Annotated in this window: 15 protein-coding genes; 11 read left to right on the forward strand and 4 right to left on the reverse strand. The window is 50.9% G+C overall.

Going from position 1 to position 18,491, the window contains the following annotated elements; all coding sequences use genetic code 11:
* The first annotated feature begins 215 nt into the window (after window positions 1-215).
* The 4 genes from B036_RS0113345 (at window position 216) to B036_RS0113360 (ending at window position 5,035) form a co-directional block, all read left to right on the forward strand.
* Window positions 216-1,109, forward strand: a complete 894-nt coding sequence (locus tag B036_RS0113345; RefSeq protein WP_020569223.1) for a hypothetical protein — start codon at window positions 216-218, stop codon at window positions 1,107-1,109.
* 129 nt (window positions 1,110-1,238) lie between these two features.
* Window positions 1,239-2,075: a hypothetical protein gene (locus tag B036_RS0113350; RefSeq protein ID WP_026231959.1), complete on the forward strand. Its 837-nt coding sequence runs from the start codon at window positions 1,239-1,241 to the stop codon at window positions 2,073-2,075.
* A gap of 339 nt (window positions 2,076-2,414) precedes the next feature.
* Window positions 2,415-4,343 (forward strand): toprim domain-containing protein, encoded by a 1,929-nt coding sequence (locus B036_RS0113355; protein WP_020569226.1) that lies wholly within the window; start codon window positions 2,415-2,417, stop codon window positions 4,341-4,343.
* A gap of 227 nt (window positions 4,344-4,570) precedes the next feature.
* Window positions 4,571-5,035, forward strand: a complete 465-nt coding sequence (locus B036_RS0113360; RefSeq protein WP_211217400.1) for a hypothetical protein — start codon at window positions 4,571-4,573, stop codon at window positions 5,033-5,035.
* 66 nt (window positions 5,036-5,101) lie between these two features.
* Here the strand turns inward: B036_RS0113360 and B036_RS0113365 are convergent, their stop codons facing one another.
* Together B036_RS0113365 and B036_RS0113370 are read right to left on the reverse strand one after the other, a co-directional pair.
* Entirely contained in the window at window positions 5,102-6,289 is a 1,188-nt protein-coding gene (locus tag B036_RS0113365; RefSeq protein WP_020569228.1) for an NAD(P)-dependent malic enzyme, read from the reverse strand.
* 71 nt (window positions 6,290-6,360) lie between these two features.
* Window positions 6,361-7,617 carry a S41 family peptidase gene (locus B036_RS0113370; protein ID WP_026231961.1) on the reverse strand — a complete coding sequence of 419 codons (1,257 nt, stop codon included), beginning with the start codon at window positions 7,615-7,617 and terminating at the stop codon, window positions 6,361-6,363.
* A 90-nt stretch (window positions 7,618-7,707) separates the two neighbouring features.
* On the opposite strand from B036_RS0113370, the gene recO reads away from it, so the two are divergent.
* The 6 genes from recO (at window position 7,708) to B036_RS0113400 (ending at window position 14,765) form a co-directional block, all read left to right on the forward strand.
* Window positions 7,708-8,433: a DNA repair protein RecO gene (recO, locus tag B036_RS0113375; protein ID WP_020569230.1), complete on the forward strand. Its 726-nt coding sequence runs from the start codon at window positions 7,708-7,710 to the stop codon at window positions 8,431-8,433.
* A gap of 269 nt (window positions 8,434-8,702) precedes the next feature.
* On the forward strand, window positions 8,703-9,194 hold the full coding sequence (locus tag B036_RS34440) for a Brp/Blh family beta-carotene 15,15'-dioxygenase (RefSeq protein ID WP_026231962.1): 492 nt from the start codon (window positions 8,703-8,705) through the stop codon (window positions 9,192-9,194).
* A gap of 8 nt (window positions 9,195-9,202) precedes the next feature.
* A complete protein-coding gene (locus B036_RS34445; RefSeq protein ID WP_020569232.1) occupies window positions 9,203-9,703 on the forward strand; it encodes a Brp/Blh family beta-carotene 15,15'-dioxygenase in 501 nt (166 codons plus the stop codon).
* A gap of 12 nt (window positions 9,704-9,715) precedes the next feature.
* Window positions 9,716-10,468: a bacteriorhodopsin-like gene (locus B036_RS0113390; protein WP_020569233.1), complete on the forward strand. Its 753-nt coding sequence runs from the start codon at window positions 9,716-9,718 to the stop codon at window positions 10,466-10,468.
* A gap of 451 nt (window positions 10,469-10,919) precedes the next feature.
* Window positions 10,920-12,689: an apolipoprotein N-acyltransferase gene (gene lnt, locus B036_RS0113395; RefSeq protein WP_020569234.1), complete on the forward strand. Its 1,770-nt coding sequence runs from the start codon at window positions 10,920-10,922 to the stop codon at window positions 12,687-12,689.
* A gap of 339 nt (window positions 12,690-13,028) precedes the next feature.
* Entirely contained in the window at window positions 13,029-14,765 is a 1,737-nt protein-coding gene (locus B036_RS0113400) for a BamA/TamA family outer membrane protein (RefSeq protein WP_020569235.1), read from the forward strand.
* A gap of 76 nt (window positions 14,766-14,841) precedes the next feature.
* Here B036_RS0113400 and B036_RS0113405 read toward each other — a convergent pair whose 3' ends face one another.
* Both B036_RS0113405 and B036_RS0113410 read right to left on the reverse strand, forming a co-directional pair.
* On the reverse strand, window positions 14,842-15,630 hold the full coding sequence (locus B036_RS0113405) for a geranylgeranylglyceryl/heptaprenylglyceryl phosphate synthase (RefSeq protein ID WP_020569236.1): 789 nt from the start codon (window positions 15,628-15,630) through the stop codon (window positions 14,842-14,844).
* Window positions 15,631-15,742: 112 nt separating this feature from the next.
* Window positions 15,743-17,038, reverse strand: a complete 1,296-nt coding sequence (locus B036_RS0113410; protein ID WP_157472153.1) for a hypothetical protein — start codon at window positions 17,036-17,038, stop codon at window positions 15,743-15,745.
* A gap of 93 nt (window positions 17,039-17,131) precedes the next feature.
* On the opposite strand from B036_RS0113410, the gene B036_RS0113415 reads away from it, so the two are divergent.
* Window positions 17,132-18,262, forward strand: coding sequence for a family 16 glycoside hydrolase (locus B036_RS0113415; RefSeq protein WP_020569238.1), 1,131 nt, complete (start codon window positions 17,132-17,134; stop codon window positions 18,260-18,262).
* The last annotated feature ends 229 nt before the right edge of the window (window positions 18,263-18,491 follow it).

An 18,491-nucleotide genomic window follows, 5' to 3' on the forward strand; every position in this document is an offset into this window, starting at 1 on the left:
GGGTCGGTAAACAGCTTTTCGAGCGTGGGGGAAGTTTTTTTCTTTGCCATAATAGTAGTGTCTAACTTGAAAGTAATGTAGACACACTTAGATGAACAGTCTCTCTGCCAGCTGCAACAATTGCAACTCCTGCAACCTCTATCATTAACCCTCTTTAACCAAGCTTAAGTGTCCTTAACCCTGTGGAAGCTAACTTTGGTTGAAACACCAATATTATGATCCGTATAGCGCTGCTGTTTATCTTTTCTTTCCTCGTAGGTTTCCTGAGTGCACAGGAAACCAGACCTGCCTTCACGGAGGGGGGATTTGAAGAAGAGGCCCTGCGGTACGCGCCTCCTCAACGCGCGGGGGTTTCTGACAAGGATTACTCGTTTGGTCAGATGGTACTGGAGGAAACCGTTCGCCAAACGGAGGATGACGCCACCGATTTCAACCGGGCGGATTATTTCAATGTTCTTTCCGCTTTCCTTACGTTGAAAGAACCACCTCAGGCCATTGATTTGGCGTTCAAGAAATTTCTCTTTTCACCCGGAAGTTGTGAGTACCTGATCGAATTTTGGGAAACCGTAAAAAGCAACCCGAAGTACACACCGATCAGAGAAGATTGGGAAAAGGCCAAGGCGGAATGCGAACAGGACGACAGCGCCGACACGCCTCCTTTCTCGCTTACACAATATGCCAGGGATTACTTACTTGACCCTGATTTGGTCCGCTTGATGCAAAAACTTGACGAACGGGACCAACGCTTCAGGAAAGGTGAATATCAACCCAAATTGCAAACACCGCTGGATCGGGAGAATGAGCGAATCGTTGACTCTTTGTACGCCGTGTACGGCCGCTATATTGGAAACGATCTGGTGGGGGATAAATTCGAAACCGTTATGTGGGTAGTCATTCAGCACTCCCAACTGGAAACGATGGAACGGTATTTACCCGTGGTGCAGCAAGCCGTTCATAAAGCGAACCTCGCAGCAGCACCGCTACGTATGCTGATTGACCGGGTATACACCCAGAAAACCGGCCGGCAGGTGTTTGGCAGTCAACAGGGCGTAGCATTGATGCCGGAGGCAGATCGGGAACGAATTATCCGGGAATACGGGCTGGAATAAGGGAGCTGTTCAGTGGTCAGGAAATACATTTCGGGGGCGCGGCCGCAGGTGCAAGGAAAGGTAGGAGCCAAAGGGCCGCATTTATCCAAGCCTTGGTCTTATCTTAGGGACTCACCTATTAACACATTTATGTTTCGCCTAATTACCTCCGTATTCCTTTTATACTTATGCCTAAGCTGTTCCTTACCACCCGAAGCACCGTACCTTATCTATGATTGTGAAGAGGGGATATGTGCTGAATTGATGTGGTCTGATTCGACTTACGTCACTGATTATGACTCAGACAACGTCATTTTTCGCCTTGGTCGTGAGTTCGTTTACGACTATTACTACATCACGCCAGAGGGCGATACGACCCTCATTGGCTTAGAAGGCCATGCTATCGATGGACCAGGAATTATCAACAGTGCCACAATTACCGAAGTAAGCTTTCACGCAGACTCCAGTATGGGCGCTCAGATGCGGGAGATGATTCCGGGATACAGCCAAACGGGCCTCAAATATGATTACTACGACCGCGATAAAAAATCATTGTACCCCAAGGAAGGTTCCGGAGTAATCGAAAACGAACGTAACGTCTGGGTCCATCCCTTCCGCCGAGACCTCTACTTCGCTATGCTCAATGCCAATCCTTACCCGTTTGTCCGACTCCCCATACAAAAGGGTGATCGCTATAACTGGGAGTTGACAATCGGCGGAAGTAAATACCTCCACCCCATTTGGACCGATCTGACCGAAAGTACGCTTCGCCAACATACGTATGAGGTGATTGGCCAGCGGAAGTATGAGACGCCTTTTGCCGGAAGGCTAGAAGTGTGGGAAATAAAAGCCACTACTACCGGCGAAGCGGGTCCGTCGGCGCTGACCTTCTTCTTCCATGAAGATTATGGATTCGTTTACCTCAATTACGACAACCTGCCAGGGAGTAAATTCGTGTTTACGCTTCGGGAGATTCGGGAACGGTAGATGCTGGCCCAGGGCTCAGAATTCCGAAACCTGGGATTAACTAAGGATTCGGAGCTCCAGCTCCGAGGGCAGAGTGGGCTCGCTTTCTTTGAGTTGCCCTAACCCAGAGCAAGCAACCCACCGCGCAAAATCGCTGCGCTCCCTTTCGCGCTCCGGAGCTGGAGCTCCGAAACCCTGAAAAGCGGCACCTGCTAAACCCAGCTTCTATATTCTTTCCTTGGCACCTGCGTCCCCGCCTGATTCCCTCATTTATAAATTAAACGTTATTTTATTTTAACCATACAAATTGTTTAAATAATTGCCCCGGATTTTGTATGTTTGCAGGGTTAAGCACAACCAATGGCAGAAGTAATTTACAACGAAGACAACATCCGTTCGCTGGACTGGAAAGAGCACATCCGGCTCCGCCCTGGCATGTACATCGGTAAGCTGGGCGACGGTGCCAGCCCCGATGACGGTATCTATATCCTGCTCAAAGAAGTCATCGATAATTCGATCGATGAGTACGTGATGGGCCACGGCCGGGAAATTATTGTCAGTGTGGACGATGGTGTTGTTTCTGTCCGGGACTATGGCCGGGGCATTCCACTCGGAAAGGTGGTCGACGTGGTTTCCAAAATGAATACCGGAGGTAAGTACGACAGCAAGGCCTTTAAAAAATCCGTCGGCCTCAATGGTGTGGGTCTTAAGGCCACCAACGCACTCTCCGAAGAGTTTACCGTTTACGCCGTTCGTGAAGGCAAAATGAAACAGGCCGATTTCTCCATCGGCAACCTGGTCAAGGAACACAACCAGGTCAAGACAAAGGAGCCCAACGGCACCTTCATCAGTTACCGGGCTGATCACGATATTTTTAAGAAATATAAGTACCGCTCAGACTTCATCGAGAACCAACTGTGGAACTACGCCTACCTGAATGCCGGCCTGAAATTGATTTTCAACGGTAAAACGATGGTCAGTAAGAATGGCCTGAAGGACCTGCTGGAACGAAAGATTGGTGAAGAACTGCAACGCTATCCCGTCATTCACCTCAAAGAGGAAGACATGGAAGTGGCCATTACCCACGGCAATGCCTACGGGGAGACTTATTTCAGCTTTGTCAACGGCCAGCACACCACGCAGGGCGGTACCCACCTCAATGCTTTTAAGTCGGGGATGGTCGACGCTATCCAGAAGCACTTCAACAAATCCTACGACCGAAAAGACATTCTGGGAAGTGTGGTGGCCGCCGTTGCCGTTAAAGTAGAAGACCCCATCTTTGAATCCCAGACGAAGACCAAACTCGGCTCTACCGACATGGGCCCGGGTTCCCCGACGGTCCAGACCTTCATGAAGAATTTCCTGGTTGAGAAGCTGGACAACTTCCTGCACAAAAATCCGGATACTGCCCAGGCGCTGGAAAAACGCATCAAGCAATCAGAGCGGGAGCGTAAAGAAATTGCGGGCATCAAAAAGCTGGCCAACCAGCGGGCGAAAAAAGCGAACCTCCACAATAAAAAGCTTCGCGATTGCCGGGTGCAATACAACTCCAGCAACAAGAAGCATACGGACGAACAGAAGCTGGCTACCACCATCTTCATCACGGAGGGTGACTCGGCCAGTGGCTCCATTACCGTTGCCCGGGACGTGCAAACCCAAGCCGTTTTCTCCCTGCGGGGAAAACCGCTGAATTGCTTCGGGCAGACCAAGAAGGTGGTGTACGAAAACGAAGAGTTCAACCTTCTGCAACACGCCCTCAATATTGAAGACGGTGTGGATGAGTTGCGTTATAACCGGGTCGTCATCGCAACCGATGCAGACGTTGATGGCATGCACATCCGTCTGCTACTACTGACCTTCTTCCTCCAGTTCTTCCCCGACATGGTGGAAGGCGGACACCTCTATATTCTGGAGACACCGCTCTTCCGGGTTCGGGATAAGCAAAAAACCTATTACTGCTACAGTGAGCAGGAAAAGCAGGAGGCCATGAACGCCCTGCGTGGCAAACCGGAGATCACCCGCTTCAAGGGCCTCGGAGAGATCAGCCCTAAGGAGTTCGGAGATTTCATCGGCGAGAACATCCGCCTGGAGCCCGTCGTGATGGGCGAGAATACCGACATCGATAAACTCCTGAGTTACTATATGGGCAAGAACACACCTAGTCGCCAGGATTTCATCATCGATAACCTGCGGGTAGAGAAAGATGATGACCTGGACGGGGATGGTATGGCGGATGCGGACCAGTTAGAGAGCGAGAAGGTCTCGGATGCTGAAGCTGCTATGGCTTAAGATACGTTGGTCTATTGGTTTTATTGGTTTGGCACTACTACGCCCTCCCTCGTAACTTCTGAAGTGGTTCCGACATCACGTACATTGGCTTGGGCAAAACTTTAAATGCGATCAATATTGTGGCGTCAGAATTACAAGCAATCCGCATTGGGACACTATAACTACCGGCCCGTACCAGAATTCCTCTAATTCCAATTCATCAGGTATAAATTTAAAAATAAGCATCTATGACCTTTAGCTCCATGAAATTACTACTCTGCCTTACTTTTACTATGCTCATTGGGAGTGTTAGTGCTCAAAGCAGCCCTAATGAACTATCTGAACAGTTTTTTAAAACATACGTAGAAAAAGGTTCTTCTGAAGCATTAGATGAACTCTATTCCACCAATTCCTGGATCAATAAATCTCAAGATGCGGTGTTAAAACTAAAAAATCAGATTGAAGGGTTGAATGAGGACTATGTTGGCAAGTATTATGGCTACGAACTAATTACGGAGAAAAAAATCTCTGACAGCTACGTACTGAGAAGCTATCTAGTCAAATTCGACAGGCAGCCAATTCGGTACACATTTCAGTTCTACAAACCTAACGCCACCTGGAAGATATACAGCTTCCAGTACGATGGCAATATTTCCTCGGAGCTTGAAGAAGCCGCAAAGGTGTACTTCATTATTGACGAACAAAAGGAGTAGATATTATGCTAAGTAATATTGACGGCCAGGTTCATTCTAAGCAATAACCGGCAGTACTCCTCTCAACTATTTAGTCCCAAACTCCTCCTCCGCCACCCGGCGAACTTCATCAGCTACCCGCCAGGCAACCTGCTCATCCAGCGTTGGTGGAATAACACTGTCAAAGGTAGGGTTACGCATATGATCGGCGATGGCCCGCGCAGCGGCCAGCTTCATGTTCGGCGTGATCCGCGGAGCGCGCGCATCCAGCGCACCACGGAAGATACCGGGGAAGCCAAGGACGTTGTTGATTTGGTTAGGTAAGTCGCTGCGGCCGGTACCAACAATGGCAGCGCCACCAGCTTTGGCTTCATCGGGCATGATCTCCGGGACCGGATTAGCCATGGCAAAAATGATGCTGTCTTTGGCCATGGTGGCTACATCGTGTCGGTCCATGAGGTTGGGCATGGATACGCCAATGAATACATCTGCGCCGACGATGGCGTCTTTAAGTGTCCCGGTTTTGTTCTCAGCATTGGTGAATTCGAGGACTTCTTTCTTTGCGTAGTTGAGGTCGTCCCGTCCTTCGTGGATAACCCCTTTGCTGTCACACATAACAATATCCTTCACTGGTGTAGCCAGGGGAGAATCAGGATTATCGACGGCTTTGAGCAGGCGGGCGATGGCGATGCCGGCTGCGCCGGCGCCGTTGATGACGACCTTGAGGTCTTCCATCTTCTTGCCTACGAGTTTAGACCCATTGAGCAGGCCCGCGAGGGTAACAATGGCCGTACCGTGCTGGTCATCATGGAAAACGGGAATACCGATATCCTGGAGACGGCGCTCAATCTCGAAGCTCCTTGGAGCGGAAATATCTTCCAGGTTAACGCCGCCAAAGACCGGCGAGATGAGTTTGACGGTTTCGATGATCTTTTCGACGTCCTGGGTATCGAGGCAGATGGGAAAGGCATCGATGTTGGCGAATCTTTTGAAGAGCATGGCTTTACCTTCCATCACGGGGATGGAGGCGAGGGCACCGATGTCTCCCAGGCCGAGAACGGCGGAGCCGTCAGTAACGATGGCAACGGTATTACTTTTGATGGTATACTTATAAACATCATCGGGGTTAGCGGCGATGGCCCGGCACGGCTCAGCAACGCCGGGGCTGTATACCAGGGACAGGTCGTCCTTGCTGCGAACGTCCATTTTAGGGGAGATCCTGATTTTTCCCTTAAGGGAGCGGTGGAGGTTCAGGCTTTCTTCGAAGTAATTCATGAATGGCTAAATCTTGGTTGGAGGGCGGAAGGTACGGAAAGCTGAAGGGATGGCAATTCGAGTTTCCCTGGTCAATAGATGTATGCTAACAACTGTTCCAGCCAGTCTTGTTCATGACTTAGCTGCACATCTGCAGGAATTCCTTCATATTCGAACCTAAGCAACGATTTAGGTTTATTGCTACGTTCCGTCAACTGAATCCGATACTTGCCACAAGGAGTGAAAAAAGCTGGTGTTTCGCCTTTATTGGCATAGCCGTAAGCTACTGCACCACGGGTAGGCTCACCGTACACTTTAGCCCCTAGTTTTTTCATTTCCAGGGTGAAGAGTTCGGCGGCGCTGGCCGTTTCTTCGTTGACTAGCAGATGGAGCTGGAGTGGGTAAGAATACCCACCGAGGACCTTAAGCAATTTTTTGAAGGCTCGTGCTCCTCCTCCCCCGTTACTTCGTACGTCGATGACCAGGTGCTTAAGAGACCGCAGTTGCAGCCTCAGGCTGTCATAACCCGCATTAAGCATATTCACATTTGAGTTACTGCCTTCGAAGCTTTCAATGTAGAGATACCCAACGCCAGGCTTCAGGGACACTACCTTACCGGAAATCAATTCCTTTCCCGGCCGACGGTACCCACCTTTACCTTCTTCCCTCGTTAAACCAAACGTACGCAATAACCCTGCCAAAGATTTACCTCGATAAAAATATGGTCGGTGCATATCATCACGCATAAACGCGGCGTACGCCCCTGGCATGGCAAAAAGGCGAAAGTATTCCTGGCCTGCATCCCAGCTCTTTAAACTGTCTGCAAGTACATATGCCGCATATTCACCCTTACGTTCTGTGGGCAGAAGTCCAAAAGGGATGCCAGCCCCAGAATAAAAGACACCGGTTATTTCGTCTTCTCCAACAGATAACGCCTTCCGTAACGCAGTCAAAGTCCCCTGAAACCGAGGCGTCCTTTTAAAATATTCTGAACTACGGATAGCCTTTTCATAGGCTTCCGTGCCTCGAATACAAAGGTATTTAGGTTCAGCAGGACGCGCATAAGCGTGCCCGTCGCGTATTCCGTAAAGCAGATATCCAAGGTAAAAAGAGCAGTTCAGGTTGCCGTCAGGATCTGCAGCCAGTTCTGTATTGACTCGTTTGAGGTGATTAGCAAATTCCTCCTCATCCCGTCGTTGGAAGGCCTTATTTTTCTTCAAAGCATCTAGCGCAGCAGATATTTCACCACCACAGTTACAAGCTGGTGGTATTATCTCGCAAGGTTTATCGGTACGGGGTTGCGCCTGCAGGCCAAGTGGCAACAGAAGGAAAAGTAAGGATCTTAGCATATGCTTATCTTTAAAGATATCAGGTGTTATAAGTCCAACTTGAATGTCCTTTATCTTGTTGACTCAAAGTACCTACTTCTTTACGCCTCCATGCTTATCAAAACCCGTGGTCTGATCTTTCGCGCCACCAAATACGGCGACTCCAGCTTGATCCTGGAGGTCTTCACCGAGGCTAAGGGCATCCGGAAGTACATCGTTAGCGGCGTCAGGAAGGCCCGGAGCCAGACACCCGCGAGCCTGGTTCAGCCGATGAACCTGGTAGACCTGGTCGCTTACGAACGCGAAGGTAAAGACCTGACCCGGCTGAAGGAAGTACGGCCGGCCCACGTGTATACCCAGATTCCTTTTGACGTCTTCCGCGGAACCATCGGCCTTTTCATGCTGGAGGTTGCCCGCAATGCCATCCGGGAGTCTGAAGAGAACCCGGCGTTATTCGACTTCCTATACGCTGCCTTCGAATTTCTGGACACCACCACCGGGCCGGTGACGCACCTGCACCACCACTTTATGCTGGAGCTAACCGCCCACCTTGGTTTTTTACCTTCCGGTATCTGGACTGACGCCACGCCACTATTTGACCTAAAGACGGGCCAGTTCACCGGTGGCCACCCCGGCCACCCGGAATACATTGACGAGACCCGCGCCGCACTGATGTTCCGCCTGCTCCACGCCAACCGGGACGAACTGCCGGAAATTACCTCCACACGTGCCGAACGAACGGGTTTACTGAACGACCTGCTCCGCTTTTATCAGTACCACATCGAAGGAATGCGGGAGGTTAATTCGTTTAAGATATTGAAGGAGGTGATGGGGTAAAGTCGGCAATAGAAAAAATAATTATCCTGTTTTTTCAACCCCTTTGAACCATCAGAAGGATATCACGTTAGGCCCCCGAATTTAGAATATTGTAGCGCGCCACCTATTTGGGTATATTTTTTATTTTAAAAAGCGCAAACACACATTTCTCCCATTTTTTCAAATTTTCATTTTTTCGTACCCTGACAATCTTGTCAGGGGCGTACGAGCATTAGTAATTTATCATGCATTCCAAGTCTCCTTCCCGAGGCGGGGTCAACCTGCTTGTCATGGCTATTACGGCCGTATTTATCCTTCTTGGGAGCTTTGCTTCCGGGATGTTAAGCTCGTGGGAACCTTTCCTGGTCCTTGGTATGATGCTACTACTGGGTCTGCCACATGGTGCAACGGACCACGGCTTATTTCTTGCATTACAGGATGGTCAACGCCGGGGTAAAAAAATCAGCTTCTACCTCGCTTACCTGGCCATTATTGCAGCGTATGGTCTGATTTGGTGGCTCTCGCCGGTGGTGGCATTTTTCATTTTCATGCTATTGTCAGTCTACCACTTCGGACAATCCAACTGGGTTAACCTTTACTATGGCCACGTAATTTTAGAAAGGGGGCACTACTTGCTTTGGGGTATTGGCATCTTGCTCACCCCGATCCTCCTTCATGCAGAGGAGGCCATTACTATAGTTCAAGCGATGACCGGCGCCGTGGTCATTACTCCTCCCAGCACCACCGACGTGTATTATTTTATCGGGGTAACCGGGTTTTAAATGGCCTGATGATCATCGTACTGTGGTGGCAACGGCGAATTAGTACCAGGCGGTTAGCGGTGGAGACATTGGCTTACGCATTACTAATCACGATGTTCTTAACGAACAGCCTGTTGTTGGGTTTTTCGGTCTACTTCGTATTCTGGCATTCCCTGGCTTCGGCAAAAGATCAACTACAGTTTTTCAAGCTCAGACTTTCGCCAACGCTCCGTCGTCAGCTTTTTGTAGAAGTTGCCATGACCGTTTTGGGTGCGCTTAGTTTTTGCCTCATTATTTGGTTCGGTCCCGGCCCTGAAACAGCGCTACAGCCAGCCGTCATCGGTGGTGTATTCATTTTCATATCCCTCCTCACCTTACCTCACATGCTACTCGTAGAGCTGCTCTACGCCCATTGGTCTCCCCGCTCCGCCGAGGGCCTGACCGATGATACGATCAAACAATTCAATCTTTCCCACTCTCCGCTTCCTTCCTCCACAAGGGCAGAAGAGGAGTTAACTATTACTCATTAAATCCTTTATAAAATGGATGCTTTATTATCGTTTCCTTCTCTTTTCCTCGCTAGTATCCAGTCTGGAGACTACGTAGGATTCACTTTTTTCATCGGTTCTATGGCCATGATGGCCGCCACTGTTTTCTTCTTCTTTCAAACTACTCAGGTAGAAGGAAAATGGCGGGACAGTATGCTCATTGCCGGGCTCATTACTTTCATTGCTGCTGTGCATTACTTCTACATGCGTGACTTTTGGGCAGAAACGGGTACCTCACCTACTGAATTCCGTTACATTGACTGGATCCTCACCGTTCCATTGATGTGTGTGGAGTTCTACCTGATTCTGCGCGCCGTAGGAGCCAAGCAGGGCCTGCTCTGGAAAATGATCGGATACTCCCTGCTGATGCTGATCGCCGGTTATCTGGGTGAAACCGTTTTCCGCAGCCAGTCCATTCTTTGGGGCGTAATCTCAACCGTTGGCTACGTGGGCATCCTCTACGAAGCATGGTTCGGCTCTGCTAAGAAATTGGCCGTCAATAGCAACGACCCAAGGTTATTAGGTGCCATCAAAGCACTTGAATGGTTCGTACTTGCCGGCTGGGCCATCTACCCGATTGGGTACATGACCATTCCTGGTGGCTTCCTGGACGGCGTATTGCCTGCTGAAACCCTCGACCTATTCTATAACATTGGTGATGCGATCAACAAAATTGGCTTTGGTTTAGTGATCTACACCCTCGCCGTTTCTAAGTCTGATATCGTCGACTACGCAACGAATAAGTAAACAAATAACTCGAACACGTTATTTCGCTAGATTTCAACATCGAAATTACCGGTATCGTGTTATTGAACTTGTTAGTTGATTACAGCGCTTTCCTTTACTGGAAAGCGCTGTATCTTTTTTACCCCCTCCCCCAAAGGGAAGTAAGGGGAAAGAAAGGGGAAGAGAAAACTTGGTTATAACCTTGGTGTGTATGACGAGATGCACCACCTGCTAGTGGATGAGTTCGGACGCCCGCAGGTCAACTAACCCCCTCCGCTTCGCTTCAGGGTTTGGTCGACGCTACGGGATCCTGAGGGAGACGAGGACTCAATGGCGTTCCGTGCCTTGGAACTGCTCAGCAGTGAAAGGGCTAAGGAGTCCACGGGCGTCCGAGCCGAAAATCTTCAATTTGTGCTACACACGTAACCTTGCTTATGACGTTCCTAAGTGGGTAAAAATATATCTTCGCACCATGGCACATTCCACTTTCCGCTCCTTAGGCTTCGCACTGCTGGCCCTTGCCCTCTTCGTTGCCGGCTGGATGTACTGGCGAATGACCCAGGAGGAACTTTGGAGTTACGCTCCGCTGGCCTTTTACCTGGCCGCCTTCGGCGGCACGTGGCTGCTGCGGACTTACCGAAAAAGCGGGGAGGTCCTTGAAGACAATAAATTGAGCGGACTGACCGGCGTGCTACTCGGACTCGGCTTTCCCGGTATCCTGCCAATCCCCTTGCTGTTGCTGGTAGCCTTTGTACCAATGTTTTTACTATACCGCCGATTGATGGCAGCCGATGCGGGCTACGGCAAAGTATTCCGTCACGGTTTCAGTGCCTTTTTACTGTTCAACATTCTGGCGTCCTACTGGGTAACAAATACCGCATTTGGCGCCGGGCTGTTTGCCATGCTGGCCAACAGTGCCCTGATGTCTCTACCCTGGCTGGCCCTGTATTGGACGGGTCGAAAGTCACCCAAAGTCGCCTTTCTGGCCTTTGCCGTCTGCTGGGTTGCCTTCGAACACTTCCATTACAACTGGGAATTAAACTGGCCCTGGCTGACCCTGGGCAACGGCTTTGCCCAATGGCCCAGCCTGATCCAGTGGTACGAAGTAACGGGCGTACTCGGCGGTACGGCCTGGATATTAGGGTGCAACTACCTTGCTTTTAAAACCTTCTTTGCACCTGCGTCCTCGCCACAAAAAAAGGCTTTTCCCCTACCCCTTGCCCTCCTCGTTGCGCTGCCGATACTTGGCTCCCTGGCACGCTACGCTTCCTATACACCGCCTGCGGGCGACACCATTACAGTGGCTTCTATTCAGCCCAATTTTGAGCCCCACTTTGAGAAATTTGCGGACCGGATGCAATCGGCGCCGCTGGATACCTTCCTCCGATTAAGCAAAGCTGCGCTTGCCGTAGGGCCAGCAGATTACCTGCTTTACCCTGAGACCAGTTTTGGTCAGATCGTGGAGGGGGAACCCTTGAATAACCGACCGATGCAGTTACTTCAAGCAGGGCTAAAAGGGCTGGGCGCAAAATACCTGGTGACCGGTTTTGATGGTTACAAGATATTTAACGAAGGAGAGCCGGTAACGAAAGCCGTACGATACTTCCCACGCCAGGACGGGTCCGAACTGGCCATTGAAGCACTTAACGCCGCTATCCAGGTTAATCTGGAGGACGATTCTTTTCAAACCTACCGCAAAGGAGTATTCGTCCCGGGTGCAGAGTCCTTTCCTTTTCGTGATGTCCTGCCATTCATGGAGCCACTTGTGGCCAGTGTAGGTGGCTCAGTGGCCGGGCGAGGCACCCAGGAGGAACGATTACCACTGCGTTCGCCGATCGCAAAAATTGCCCCGGTTATTTGCTACGAATCCGTCTTCGGAGAATACTTCACTGACTACATCCGCGAAGGCGCGCAAGCCGTTTTCGTGATGACCAACGACGGCTGGTGGGACAATACCGCTGGTCATCGGCAGCACCTTTGGTTCAGTAGCTTGCGGGCCATCGAGACCCGTCGGGCGGTCGTCCGTTCGGCCAATGTCGGCGCCTGTGCCTTCATCGACCAGCGGGGAAAGATCATCAGTCGTACCAGGTACAATCAGGCGGGTTTCCTGCGGGGAACGCTGCAACTGAACGATGCACGAACGCCCTACGTCAGGTTTGGGGACATCGTCTCCCGGATCGCGATGTTGCTGACGGCGATGGTGGTGCTTAGTAACTTTGCCCGGTCTTTAAGGCGGGGGTAGAATCTGTATTTCCGGGCTCCCCGTACTTCTACGGAAGTACGTTTGCTTGGGCGGTGTTTTTCAGCTGTCAGGAGAACCCAGCCCGTACTTCTACGGAAGTACATTCGCTTGGTCTTTAAAAGCGGGAGGAGTTGGGGAGATAAAGATTGTCGTACTTCTACATATTTACGACAAGACCGAGCAAGGAAATTATCGCGGCATCACAATCTTTGTCGTACTTCTACATATTTAAGACATGTCTCCTCATACCGTACAACCCAGCCCGTACTTCTACGGAAGTACATCTGAGGGCTTTGCCGGCACAACCTCTCCCCCACCCCTACCGTTCTTTCCCCAACAATGATCCGTATCCTTTTACTCTTTTGGGCGCTGACGCAGGTGCAGGGAATGGTTTCGGGGCAAAGTCCGCTCCGCCTCCTGGTTCGTTCTACCGACTTTGAGTGGACGGATACCCCAGAGCAGTTTCCCGACAGCCTGGCCGCAGTGGTCTTTCTTGAGGAATGGGTCGCCCAACAGCAGGCTAAGGCCTATTGGGAGGCTTCGGTGGATAGCCTCTACCGGGAGGGAAATGACCTCCAGGCCATTCTCCACCTCGGACCGCCGTACAGCTGGGCCGGACTAGAGCCTCCGGCAGACGAGAACGTCCGTACCTGGTTACGCAAAGCAGGTTTCCGACCGCAGCGTTTTACCAACGGCCGTCCTCTCCGGCCGCAAGAATGGACGGCGACACGAGACAGTACCCTCGTTCGCGCCGCCGATGCCGGTTACCCCTTCGCCGCCATCAGGCTGACCGACGTAAACTGGGTCGCTCCCGGCCAGCTAAACGCACAGATTGACCTGGCGACCGGCCCGCTAATTCGCGTTGGGGAAGTTAGGGCACCCGAAGGCGCCCGTATACGTACGGTATTCCTGGAACGCTACCTTGGCCTTCAGCCAGGAGAACCTTACCGGGAGCGCCGCATCCGCCAACTGGGGAACCGGCTGCGACAGCTCCCGTACCTCAATCTTAAGGGTACTCCCCGCATCAGTTTTCAGGACAGTCTGGCCTTCTTCGACCTGCCGTTGGAGCGTAAACCCGCTAGCCGCTTTGACTTCGTCATCGGTGTGCTCCCCAATAGTAATCAGACGGGGAAACTGCTGATCACCGGTGACCTGAATGGAGAACTGTACAATGGCTTCGGCCAGGGAGAGCGCGTAGCGCTTCGCTTTGAGCAGCTACGCCCGCAAACTCAGGAACTCGAGCTTGCCGTTGACTACCCATTTCTCTTCGGTCTGCCTTTTGGTTTTGAAGGAAAACTAGACCTCTATCGCCGGGACTCCTCCTTCCTTAACCTCAATTGGCGGCTGGCCGCCACCTACCTGCGCGAGGGCAATGACCGGTTTTCGGTTTTCTGGGAAAACCGGCGTTCAATCGTACCTGGCCAGGATGTTGGGCCAAACCGCCCCACCAACGAATTACCCGACACCCTGGGCGTCATCCGATCCTTCTTCGGATTACAGGCCCGGCGCAGCCGGACCGACCGGCGCTTCAGCCCACGACGGGGCTATGCCTTTGACCTCAGCGCCGCAGCCGGCTTCCGCCGGCTGCCCGACGTTTTGGACACCGATAGCCTTGCCGCAAACTCAGGGCAGGTGCAACTGGCTGCCAGCTTTGATGCTTACCTGGACCCACTTACCGGAACCGTTATTTACCTGGGCCTTAAAGGTGCTGGCATTTTTGGCAGCAACGTTGTTTTACCCAACGAGCAATATCGGCTTGGTGGAGCCAAGTTGCTTCGAGGGTTTGACGAACAGTCGATCTTTGCCCGGGACTACGTGGTGCTTACCGCCGAAATGCGTCTGCTCCTCGGCGGGAATGCTTACCTCTACGGCTTTGTTGACGCCGGACGGGTAAACCTCCGGAACAAAACCCGACCAGACATTCCAATAGACTACCCAGTTGGCTTTGGTGCCGGCGTAACCTTCGATACCCGAGCTGGTGTTTTTGGGCTAAGTCTTGCATTGGGCCGGCGGAATGGTATTCAGGTTGACCTCGGAGGGCCTAAAGTCCACCTGGGTTACATTTCCGTTTTTTAAGATTTATGTCAGGAAAAGTGCCAGCCTTCCAGGCTACTAAAAACAAACCCCGAAAGTCCGCAACCTTGTTGATGACCTACTTGTCATGCACTCCAGCCCCCGCTGTCTTCAGTTCAGGATCACTAGTGGAGGCAGCACGCACCGCTGCGGCCAATTCTGGCAACCAATTGCTGTCTTTCTCAAGGCCGTTACCAACTACAATCATATCTGCCCCAGCCTCCAGCGCCAGCGCGGCACGAGCTGGGGTGCGAATACCTCCCCCCACAACAATGGGTAAGCCTACTTCATTACGAACAGCTTTGATTACTTTTCCGGCGATCGGATGTTGAGCACCACTACCGGCATCCATGTAGATCACCTTCATCCCCAACTGTTCACCGGCAAGGGCGGTGGCTGCCGCAATGGGTGGTTTGTCGGCGGGGATAGGCGTAGTATTACTCATATAGGAAACCGACGTTGGTTTACCACCATCGATCAGGATGTAGCCGGTGGGTATGGCCTCCAGTTTCATTTGCTTGATCCTGCTGGCAACCTGTACGTGGCGGCCAATCAGTAAATCGGGGTTACGGCCAGAGATAAGGGACAATAAGAACAAAGCATCTGCCTGAGCGTCCAACTGGTACACGGAACCCGGAAAGAGAATGATCGGTGTTCCGTTGAGGGAGGACTTGAGCAGCTTGAGGTAGTACTCAGCTTGCGGGGCATTAACCAGGCTTCCTCCCCAAAGGAAAACATCGACGTTACCGGCATTTGCATAGTCGGCCAGCTGCCGCAGGTTATCCCGCCGGGCTTTGTCCGGGTCAATGAGCACGGCCAGTAGTTTTTTGCCGGTGGCCCGGGCTTCGGTGAGTAAGGGATATACCATAGATGGCGGAAAAATCTGCTTTGGGGCAAGGTACGGACAAATCTACGGTTTGGATTGCTGGGAGGCTCTCCGGGCAGAGGAAATTAAAGGTTGCTTGACAAAGGAATTTCCTTCAACGAAATTCTTCGCCCAATAAATCCAGATGCTTGGTGGAATCCAATAAGGAGAGCCCACGTAATTCGATCAAATTTTGAGACTGCAAAGAAACCCCACCGATCCGCCCAATACCGGGAGCTTGCGTGCTGATGGTCAATACATTGTCGTTAACCTTTAAGCGTAGCTCCTTACCGGATTTAATGACCGTGATCCTAACCCATACTCCTGGCAAGAAGCCCAGGCTCGATAAATCGTGGTCCTTCCCCGAAATAGATTCGCCACCAAAGAAGCATTGAAATTCTCCGGCACAACCGGGATGCCCCAAGCCAAAAAAGTAAACGTCCTCTGCTCCGGTAACGAAGATCAACACCGGATTACAGTGGTTATCACCAGTTCCTTGAGTTAGGCGCAGCTCCATCGCTAGTGTAAAAGTATCCTCGCTGATGTCCGGCGTTGGCAGTAAATTGGAGAGTTGATAGCCCAAGTGGTTATCTGCTTTATTACGCTCCTTTATTTCGGGATCATAGCTCAGAACTCCTTGCTGCCACGTCAGTGGTATTGTCGGCCGGTATAGCACCTCTTCTCTTTCTTCTCTTATCTCTACGACTTCTACGCCATTACTGGGGAGATAGACGTGTTGGCTGTCCAGTACTACACCGTCGGCAATTAACTTAGCAAGATAATATCCAGGGCTATGGTATGTGGAGGTCACCAGGCTCTGCCCAGTATCCAGGACTTCTCTTCGTCTTGCATCCCAGCTTTGTTGCAATTCCAGGCTGTCGACCGGCTGTCCATCCAAGTCGTAACGAAAGATTACCGTATTGGGAATACCAGTGGTCACCTTTTCAACTGAGAAAGAAACACGACTTATATCGATCAGCAAACTACGGTCGGAGCTTTTTGCTGGATAGAGGAAGCTAACCAGGACAAAAACCATTAATAGAAGCGCTGTAAGAATTGAGCCTAAAACAAACCAGTGGGTCCGTCTACTCGACTTAGTTCCTCTTGCAGTAATTGGTAACGCTTTTGCTGTAATCGCTCGCCACGATTCCTTTCCCACAAACGTGGAAAGGATATCCAGTGTCGTTCTGCTTGCCCGAACGTTAGCAGAGGTTCTCCCCCACAGTCTTTTAAGCGTGCTTACACTTAATCGTTTGCCCGTCTCGTCGGAAACCATGTCACTCAAGCGTTCAAAATCGGCTCCCCCCCACTCTGCCCCTTGTCCCCAGCCCAATTTATCTTCTATCGCACTACGCAATTCGTTTAATGCCTCCTGATCCCGAACCCCGCTATTTATATGATTATCAGACATTTAGCTAAATGAACAAAAATGAATTAATCTGACCGGCGTAAGATTTTGGGTAGCGCCGATAGCCATGGAACTTTGACAAAAATACCATTTCATATGCGAATACTTATCTTACTGGTTATCAGCTTTTTCATTTCAATTACCCTGACGGCGCAAAAGGATACCTTCCCTTTCCAGCCTGCCAATTGGAGTGTTGTTGATTCCTCCACTACCTTCCTTACCCATCAGGGAGTGCCAGCCATGAAAATTACCGGCCCTGACGAGGCCGTAGCTAAAAACCTTAATTTCAGTACCGGCATCATTGAGTTGGATTACCAAGCTACAGATCTCGGATTCTGCGGCATTAACTTCCGTCGCACAGCAAAAGATAATGAGCCCCAGGTAACGGATTACAGCGAATTCGTGTACCTGCGAAACTTTGATCCCGAGGGAAAAGTCCAGGAAGGCGGTATTCAGTACGCTCCCCATCTCAGGGCCACCAACCTTTGGGATGTTCTCTTCCCCTATCAAGCCGGAGCTGCGATCAAACAAGAAGGATGGAATCACCTTAAGCTGGTGGTTTCTAAACAGCAAATGAAAGTATACCTTAACGAAGACGAGGTACTCTGGATTCCGGAACTACTTGGAAGAGACGCTGCCGGAGGTCTGTCCCTGGGCGGTAATGGTATATACGCTAACTTAACTATTTACCCGGGTAAAACAGAGGGGCTTCCCAGTAAGAAAGGTGCCGACGTTACTGAAAACGACCTTCGGTACCTACGCAACTGGCAGCGAAGCCCGGCAGTCCTTTTGCCTAAAGGGCAAACGGTCACCTCCGAGGATATCCCCGACTCAACAGCCAGCTGGACAGCAACAGCAACCGAACGATTCGGCATGGTTAACCTTATCCGCCACGACTCAAGTCCTTTCATTGAGGGAAACCGTAAGGTCATTTGGCTGAAGGCGACCGTTTATTCCGACATCGATCAGCTCAAGCAGATTGACCTGGGTTTTAGTGACGATGTATGGGTATTCGTTAATGGATATCCGGCATACACAGGGCAAAATACTTACGGCTATCCGATTCAAAAACAGCCCAGTGGTCGCCTTAGTCTCGAGAATAGCCGAATCCAACTACCGTTCCAAAAGGGAAAAACAGAGCTTATGATCGCGGTCGCCAGCGATTTCTTTGGCTGGGGAATAATAGGACGCTTTACCGATGTATATGGAATTCGTTTCACGCCTTAGCCTTTCTTTAGAAAGCAGTAGGTCCTGGCTAGAAACAAACATGAGTCATCCCGAATTTTGGCGATGACAAAAAATTAGGCCTTTTGTGTATTTTCGAGGAGTTCTCACACTTCAAGAAAAACTCAAAAGGCCTATGTTTTTAAAGTTACTGCAAGATAAAGCAACTACTCCAATAAAGCGAAAAGCAGGTCCATTTCTCCTTCGTCAAGTAGATCGTTACACCCGTCAG

Source organism: Neolewinella persica DSM 23188, from assembly GCF_000373105.1.
Taxonomy (GTDB): Bacteria; Bacteroidota; Bacteroidia; order Chitinophagales; family Saprospiraceae; genus Neolewinella; species Neolewinella persica.